This window comes from Agrobacterium sp. ST15.13.013 (assembly GCF_027956525.1).
Lineage (GTDB): Bacteria > Pseudomonadota > Alphaproteobacteria > Rhizobiales > Rhizobiaceae > Agrobacterium > Agrobacterium salinitolerans.
Genome location: NZ_JAQKGP010000021.1, coordinates 92,817 through 99,826 on the forward strand (window position 1 = coordinate 92,817; position 7,010 = coordinate 99,826).

The 7,010-nt window shown below is 59.8% G+C and carries 6 protein-coding genes and 1 pseudogene; 3 read left to right on the forward strand and 4 right to left on the reverse strand.

The genetic code is table 11. The annotated features are described in order from the left end of the window. Window positions 1-103: 103 nt before the first annotated feature. A complete protein-coding gene (locus PL597_RS19850) occupies window positions 104-1,987 on the reverse strand; it encodes an ABC-F family ATP-binding cassette domain-containing protein (protein WP_271366069.1) in 1,884 nt (627 codons plus the stop codon). 69 nt (window positions 1,988-2,056) lie between these two features. Then, window positions 2,057-3,103 (reverse strand): GGDEF domain-containing protein, encoded by a 1,047-nt coding sequence (locus PL597_RS19855; RefSeq protein ID WP_173988634.1) that lies wholly within the window; start codon window positions 3,101-3,103, stop codon window positions 2,057-2,059. 256 nt (window positions 3,104-3,359) lie between these two features. Here PL597_RS19855 and PL597_RS19860 point away from each other — a divergent pair, with 256 nt between their 5' ends. Together PL597_RS19860 and ndk are read left to right on the forward strand one after the other, a co-directional pair. Next, entirely contained in the window at window positions 3,360-4,055 is a 696-nt protein-coding gene (locus PL597_RS19860; RefSeq protein ID WP_137410061.1) for a glutathione S-transferase family protein, read from the forward strand. Between the two features lie 103 nt (window positions 4,056-4,158). Beyond that, window positions 4,159-4,581: a nucleoside-diphosphate kinase gene (gene ndk, locus PL597_RS19865; protein ID WP_003496769.1), complete on the forward strand. Its 423-nt coding sequence runs from the start codon at window positions 4,159-4,161 to the stop codon at window positions 4,579-4,581. Window positions 4,582-4,878: 297 nt separating this feature from the next. Here ndk and PL597_RS19870 read toward each other — a convergent pair whose 3' ends face one another. Beyond that, window positions 4,879-5,391, reverse strand: coding sequence for a hypothetical protein (locus PL597_RS19870; protein WP_137410063.1), 513 nt, complete (start codon window positions 5,389-5,391; stop codon window positions 4,879-4,881). Then, window positions 5,388-5,939, reverse strand: coding sequence for a CGNR zinc finger domain-containing protein (locus PL597_RS19875; protein WP_077982553.1), 552 nt, complete (start codon window positions 5,937-5,939; stop codon window positions 5,388-5,390). Before PL597_RS19875 ends, PL597_RS19870 begins: the two co-directional genes overlap by 4 nt. A 61-nt stretch (window positions 5,940-6,000) precedes the next feature. On the opposite strand from PL597_RS19875, the pseudogene PL597_RS19880 reads away from it, so the two are divergent. After that, a pseudogene (locus PL597_RS19880) lies at window positions 6,001-6,898 on the forward strand (branched-chain amino acid ABC transporter permease). Window positions 6,899-7,010 lie beyond the last annotated feature (112 nt).

Sequence of the window (7,010 nt, forward strand, 5' to 3'; positions counted from 1 at the left end):
GAAGGCCTCAATACGATCGACGCGAAGTAAGATCGACAATAGGTTCGGCGGCTTCCTTGGAGGTCGCCGGACGGAGAGGGGATGCACTGCAAACCCGGCCTCGTCAGCCCGCCATCGCATCCTCATATTCGCTGGAAAGCAGCAGCCATTGCTCTTCCGCATCGGAGAGCTTTGCAGCCGCCTCACCACGTTCCTTCACTTTCTGGGCAGCCTTCGCAGGGGCCTTTTCATAAAGGGCCGGGTCCGCCAGCTCCTTGTCGAGCGACTGAATCACTTTCTCAAGCTTTGCCGTCAGGGATTCGATTTCATTGATCTTTTTCTTGAGCGGCGCGAGCTGGGCGCGCTTTTCCGCGTTGGCCTTGCGTTGATCGGCCTTGGATGCCTGATCGGGGACGGCGTCGGTCTTGTCTTCCTTCTTCCTGCCAGAGGAAACGACGATATCGCGATATTCCTCCATGTCGCCTTCGAAGGTCTTGACCGTGCCGTCGGCCACCAGCCACAGCCGGTCGACCGTCGCCTCGATCAGGTGGCGGTCGTGCGAGATGAGGATGACTGCGCCGCTATAATCGTTCAGCGCCTCGATCAGCGCCCGACGGCTGTCAATGTCGAGGTGGTTGGTCGGTTCGTCGAGGATCAGCAGGTTCGGCGCATGGAAGGCCGCAAGCCCCATCAGCAGGCGGGCTTTTTCGCCCCCGGACAAGTCCTTCGCCGCCGTCGCCATTTTCTCCGTCGCAAGCCCCATCTGGGCGACACGGGCGCGCACCTGCGCTTCGGGCGCCAGCGGCATCAGTTTGCGCACATGTTCGACCGGCGTTTCATCCGGCACGAGGTCATCCAGCTGGTGCTGCGCGAAGAAACCGATCTTAAGCCCGGGAGCAAAGCGAAGATCGCCCGCCTGGGGGGCAAGCCGGCCGGAGATGAATTTCGCGAAGGTGGATTTACCGTTGCCGTTCGAGCCGAGCAGCGCGATGCGGTCGTCATTGTCGATCCGCAGATTGAGCTGCTTCAGGATCGATTTGCCCGGCTCATAACCCACAGCACCGCCATTGATGGCGACGATGGGGGAGGCGGGCTGCTTTTCCGGCTCGGGAAATGTGATCGGCTGGACGTGATCCTCGATCACGGCGGCCACGGTGCCCATGCGCTCCAGCGCCTTGATGCGGCTCTGCGCCTGGCGCGCCTTGGTGGCCTTGGCACGAAAACGATCGATGAAGCTTTGCAGATGCTTGCGCGCGGCGTCGTTCTTCGCCTTCGCTTTCATCTGCAATTCGTCGGCCTCGGCCTTCTGCCGCTCGAACTGGTCGTAACCGCCGCGATAGAAGGTCAGCTTCTTCTGGTCCAGATGCACGATGGAATTGACGGCGTTGTTGAGAAGATCGCGGTCGTGGCTGATGATGATGACAGTGTGTGGATACCGCCGGATATAATCCTCCAGCCAGAGCGTGCCTTCGAGGTCGAGATAGTTGGTCGGCTCATCGAGGAGCAGCAGGTCGGGTTCGGCAAACAGCACGGAGGCGAGCGCAACGCGCATGCGCCAGCCGCCGGAGAAGGAGGAGGCGGGGCGAAGCTGCGCCTCGTGATCGAAACCGAGGCCGGCAAGAATGCTGGAGGCGCGCGCTTCGGCCGAATGGGCGTCGATGTCGACAAGCCGCATCTGGATTTCGGCGATCCGGTGCGGATCGGTCGCGGTTTCCGCCTCCGCCAGAAGCGCGCTGCGCTCCTTGTCGGCGGCAAGCACGATGGAAATCAGCGAGTCTTCGGTGCCTGGAGCTTCCTGCGCCACCTGGCCGATGCGCGCCTGCTTCGGGATCGTCACCGAACCGCTTTCCGCCGAGAAGTCGCCGGTGATGACCCGGAACAGGGTGGATTTGCCGGCGCCGTTGCGGCCGACAAGGCCCGCCTTTACACCGGCGGGAAGCGTCACGCTGGCATGGTCGAGAAGCAGACGCCCGGCGATGCGGGCGGAAAGATCGGTAATCGTAATCATGGCGCCGTTTTGGCCGAACTGTCTGGCCAAGGCAAGAGCGCCCGCGCCACATCGCGCGAGATTAAACGGTCAATCGCCGAGCTGCACCAGATAGCTGTTGCGGCTATGCTGCGCCACCTCCCGCGAATAACCGACGACGCAATTGCGTGCGCCGCAGCGGGCCGAAAGCAGCGCGAGTTCGGCATGGTCGAAAAATTCGGCGGGCGTGGCGGTGCCATCCACTTCTGCGACGCCGATCGACACCGTCAGATGTTCGCCATCGCCGCCAGCGGTCGCAAAGCGCAACGCCTCCACGCTCTGCCGCAGCCGCTCGGCAATGGCCTCGGCCGTGTTTTGCGATACGCCGGCAAACAGAAATGCGAATTCATCACCGCCGATACGGGCGACGAAATCGTCTTTCTTGATGGTTTTGCGAAACAGGGCGGCGAGACGTCGTAATGCCTTGTTGCCGGCGGACGAGCCGTATTTGCCGTTGATCTCCCGGAAATGATCGATATCCAGCAGCACAAGCGAGGTGGCGGATGCAGCCCGGTCCTTTGAAAAAAGAAGGTCCAGCTTTTCGAGAAAGGCGGCCCGGTTTGGTAGAGCCGTCAGCGCGTCGCGCAACGAGGCGACCTGAAGCTCGCCCCGGTTTCTTTCAACCTCGCGGATTTTCACCAGTCCCATGGCGATGAAATTCCGAAGGCTCGTCTGCTCTTCGTGGATGTCGCCCAGCAAATCGACCAAGCGCTCCGCTGCGGACCGCTCGCCATCCTCATCCTGCTCAAGGCTGGCCAGGAAAGTCTCTGTGCGTCGAAGGCTTGCATCAAGCCGCGCGGAAATCTGCGTCAGTGTATCGAGGGCCTCGCTTGCCATCTGTTCGGCTTCGATGCGCGAAAAGCCGGGCAGATTGTGCCGCTGGCCGATGAGGTCGATTTCATGCTGCTGCGGCGCATTGCCGAGCGCAAGAATGTCGCGACCCATGGCAGGATTGTGTCCGGACAATATTTCGTAGATCAATTCATAATTGCGCGGCAGAGGCGCAATGTTCATCTTGGCGATGAACTGCGTAATTTTGGTGACGACAAGAGAACTTCGCGCCTGATCACGTTTTTTATCGCCCGCCGATGTCGTCACTGACAGCCCCAATACCGAGAGATTATTATGAATAGACCGGCAATAACCGATTGTTGAATGGTGTTATTCTTACAAGCAACGCTTTAAAATTGATTGAATCAGGGAAAAATTGTTGCGCTGCGAAGTGAAAAATTTCACTTCGCACAGACTCACGGATCACATGCGCTTGTGATCGATTGAATGACAAATCCTGATTTGATTTCATCGCCCGGCCGTTCTTATATCGTTTTATCGATATTGCAGAAGAGGGCAGCCCATGACGACTTCCAGAACGCTTTATTCGCTATGCGGAAGCGATACTTCCCGGCCATTTTCTCCCCATTGCTGGAAAACCGTGCTTTCGCTGGCGCATAAGGGGCTGGATTTCGAGGAGCGGCCTTTACCCTTCACCGTGATCCCGACGGTGGAGGATGGTTTTTCGAAGACCGTGCCGATCCTGCGAGACGGTGACGAGCTGGTGAGTGACAGTTTTGAGATCGCGCTTTATCTGGACGAGACTTACCCGGAGCGCCCGTCGCTGTTCAACGGCGAGGGCGGCAAGGCCATGGCCCGTTTCGTCGAAAGCTGGTCGCAGACGATGCTTCACCCGGCCATTGTCCGTATTGCCGTGCTCGATATCCACAATATGCTGGACGAGCCGGACCGCCGTTATTTCCGCGACAGCCGCACGAAAGCCCTCGGCCGCCCGCTCGAGGATGTGGTGGCGAACCGCGAGGCGGAAATCGCAGCCTTCCCGGCATTGCTTGCGCCGATCCGGCGTATGCTGAGCTTCCAGCCTTTCATCGGCGGCGCATCGCCTCTCTTTGCGGATTATATCGTCTTCGGCGCCCTGCAATGGGCGCGCATTACCACCGGGGCGGATTTGTTCGCCGAAAACGACCCCGTGCGGGACTGGTTCGAAGGTTGTCTCGATCTCTACGATGCGAGAGGCCGCAGTGTGACAGCGGCGTGAAATGTCTGGCATGATCGTCGCAATCTCGTCGATCCCCCTTGTTTTCGGGCCTTTGGGCGGGTAAAGACCGCCCACTTTCTCTGAAGGAAAAGGAAACGGACATATGGCGATTGAACGCACATTTTCGATGATCAAGCCGGACGCAACCAAGCGTAACCTGACGGGCGCGATCACCAAGGTATTTGAAGACAACGGCCTGCGCGTCGTCGCCTCCAAGCGCGTCTGGATGAGCAAGCGCGAAGCCGAAGGCTTCTACGCGGTTCACAAAGAGCGTCCCTTCTTCGGCGAACTCGTTGAAGGCATGACCTCCGGCCCGACCATCGTTCAGGTTCTGGAAGGCGAAAACGCTATCTTGAAGAACCGCGAGATCATGGGCGCCACCAACCCGGCCCAGGCCGCTGAAGGCACCATCCGCAAGACCTTCGCGCTCTCCATCGGCGAAAACTCCGTTCACGGCTCCGACGCTCCGGAAACCGCCGCTCAGGAAATCGCCTACTGGTTCGCCGAAACCGAAATCGTCGGCTGATTCAAAATCTCAACGGCTTGAATCGTCGTTGCAGGCGATTGCACGAAGCTGCTGAAAAGACTCGAAGAAGCGGGGCCGAGAGGCTCCGTTTTTTTGTTTGGATAGGCGGGAAAGGACTAGGCTGCAGCCGCAGTCATTCCACCTTTCTCATTCCTTTGCTTGTCACAGGAATCCAGCCAACGCGCGTCTGCGCGGCGAGAGGAGTCCTTTCGGCCCAAGGACTTGGGCTGACTAGATTCCTGTGACGAGCACAGGAATGAGAAAGGAAAAGTCTTCACGTCATTCATTCCGTCTGGCCTACGATGCCGGGCATCCCTGAACTGGCCGCATATCCGTCGTGCCATCCGGTTTGAATACCTCCGGATTGGGCGTATAGAGCGGGCCGACCACCAGCGGCTTGGCGGGAAGAAGCGACTGGTCAGTGTCGGAGCGGATCGTGGTCTCGATGGTCTGCAGAATATCGCCTTCCGGCCCCTTGATGCGGATGGTGACCTTATAGGGCCGGTCCTGCTTCACACATTCCACGGGTGGGCTCTGAACCGTGATCTTTTCGTCTTTCGGAAAAATCTTCTCGCGGCTGGCGAGGTCTGGACCACCGCGCGGGTTTTCGAACGTCGCCTCAATGGTGCTGCCGTCACGAACGGGGGCGATGCGCTGAAGCGTCACCAGATAGGTGGCGATGGCGACGCGGTAGTTAAACACAAACATCCGGCCGGAGATCTTCGCCACCTCACGCGGTTCGTCCCGCTGGCAGCCGGAAAGGGCGAGCATCCCTGCAATCGTCAGCAATGGAAGGGCGATTCCTTTCATGTTTGCGCCTCCTTTTTCCGATGATAGTGCCGGCTGGCCTTCCGTCGGTTGCCGCACACCGCCATATCGCACCAGATACGGCTTCTGTTCTTGCTGCGGTCGATGAAAAGCCAGCCGCAATTGCCACAGATGCGCAGCCGTTCCCGTGTCTCGCCGGCAAGCAGCGAGAGGGCGGAATGGGCGGTGGCGTTGCCGAGGTTCTCGGCAAGCGGAAACGTCCGCAGCGCCGTGCCGCAGGCGAAGAGAAGCCCGGCCAGCCTGTCGTCACCATCGTCGTCGCCGGCAATGGCGGCGCGGAAATAATCGTCGACAGCCTCGCGAAGATCGAGAAAAACCGCCTGCTTTTCCGCCTCGGGCGCGATGAGTGTGGGAAACCTGTCACGTTCCGCGCCGAGCTTTGTGGCCGCTTCGGCAAAGGCCGCGATCTGCGCCGGCACGGCAAAACGGTCGACTGTTTTTGCCGCATCCGAGCGCAGGATCACGCTGTTGGCGACATCCAGCGCCAATGCGCCGCCTGCGAAACGATGTTCTGTCCAGCGAAAGGTCATGCCGCGTATTATAACTGTCAAAATGAGTTTTAACAGTTATAATAATCGAGGGAGGAAGCGCTTGGCCTATTTCCTGCAACAATTGCTGAATGCCGTGCCGGTCGCCTCGCTTTATGCGGTTCTGGCCTTCGGTTATGCCGTCGCCTTTTCGGTGACCAAACGCGCCGATTTAACCTATGGCGCCATATTCGCCTTTGCCGGCCAGACCTGCCTGTTATTTGCGGATTTCGGCTGGAACCGGCTGTGGCTGGTTCTGCCGGCAACATTGGCGCTCGGGGGGGGGGGCAGGCCTGTTCGGCGGGCTGTGGGTGGCGGGTTTTGTCGGCAGGGCGGTGATGCGGCCGCTGGCGCAAGCCTCTCCCAATGCCGTGACCGTCGCCTCCGTCGGCGTGCTGATCGCGCTGACCGAAAGCGCAAGGCTCGCCGCCGATACAAGGCAATTATGGCTGCCGCCGCTGTTATCTCAGCCGGTGCGCTTCTGGGCCGATGGCGGCTTTGCCGTGACCCTGACACCGATGCAGATACTGAACACGGCGGCCTTCTGCCTGCTCATTCTCGCAGGGTCGTTTTATCTTGACCGTTCCGCTTTCGGCAGGCGTTGGAAGGCGGTCTCGGACGATGCTTTTGCCGCCGCTTTATGCGGGGTGAATGCGGGCAGGATATTTCTGCTGTCCTATTGCGCGGCGGGTCTGGTCGCCGCGATCGCCGGTGTGCTAGCCACATTTTATTACGGCACCATGGATTTCGGGGCCGGTCTGGTTTTTGGGCTGAAGGTGGTGCTGATTTCAGCGGCGGGCGGTTATGCCAGTCCGCTCATCTGCGGCCTTGGGGCCGCCGCCGTCGGCTTTGCGGAAACGTTCTGGGTCGGTTACGGACCGGCCGCCTGGCGCGATGCGGTGGTTCTGGCGATGCTGGTCGGCTGGCTGATTGTCATGCGCAGCAGGGTGGAAGCACCCTGAGTCTGGCCCCTAGCACTACTTTGGCAGAATGCATTTTGGCGGTCTGAAGCGGATTCTGCAGTGCGGACATCGTTCTGGGGCTGACGCTGCCAGGAGGGTGTTTATGACCGCG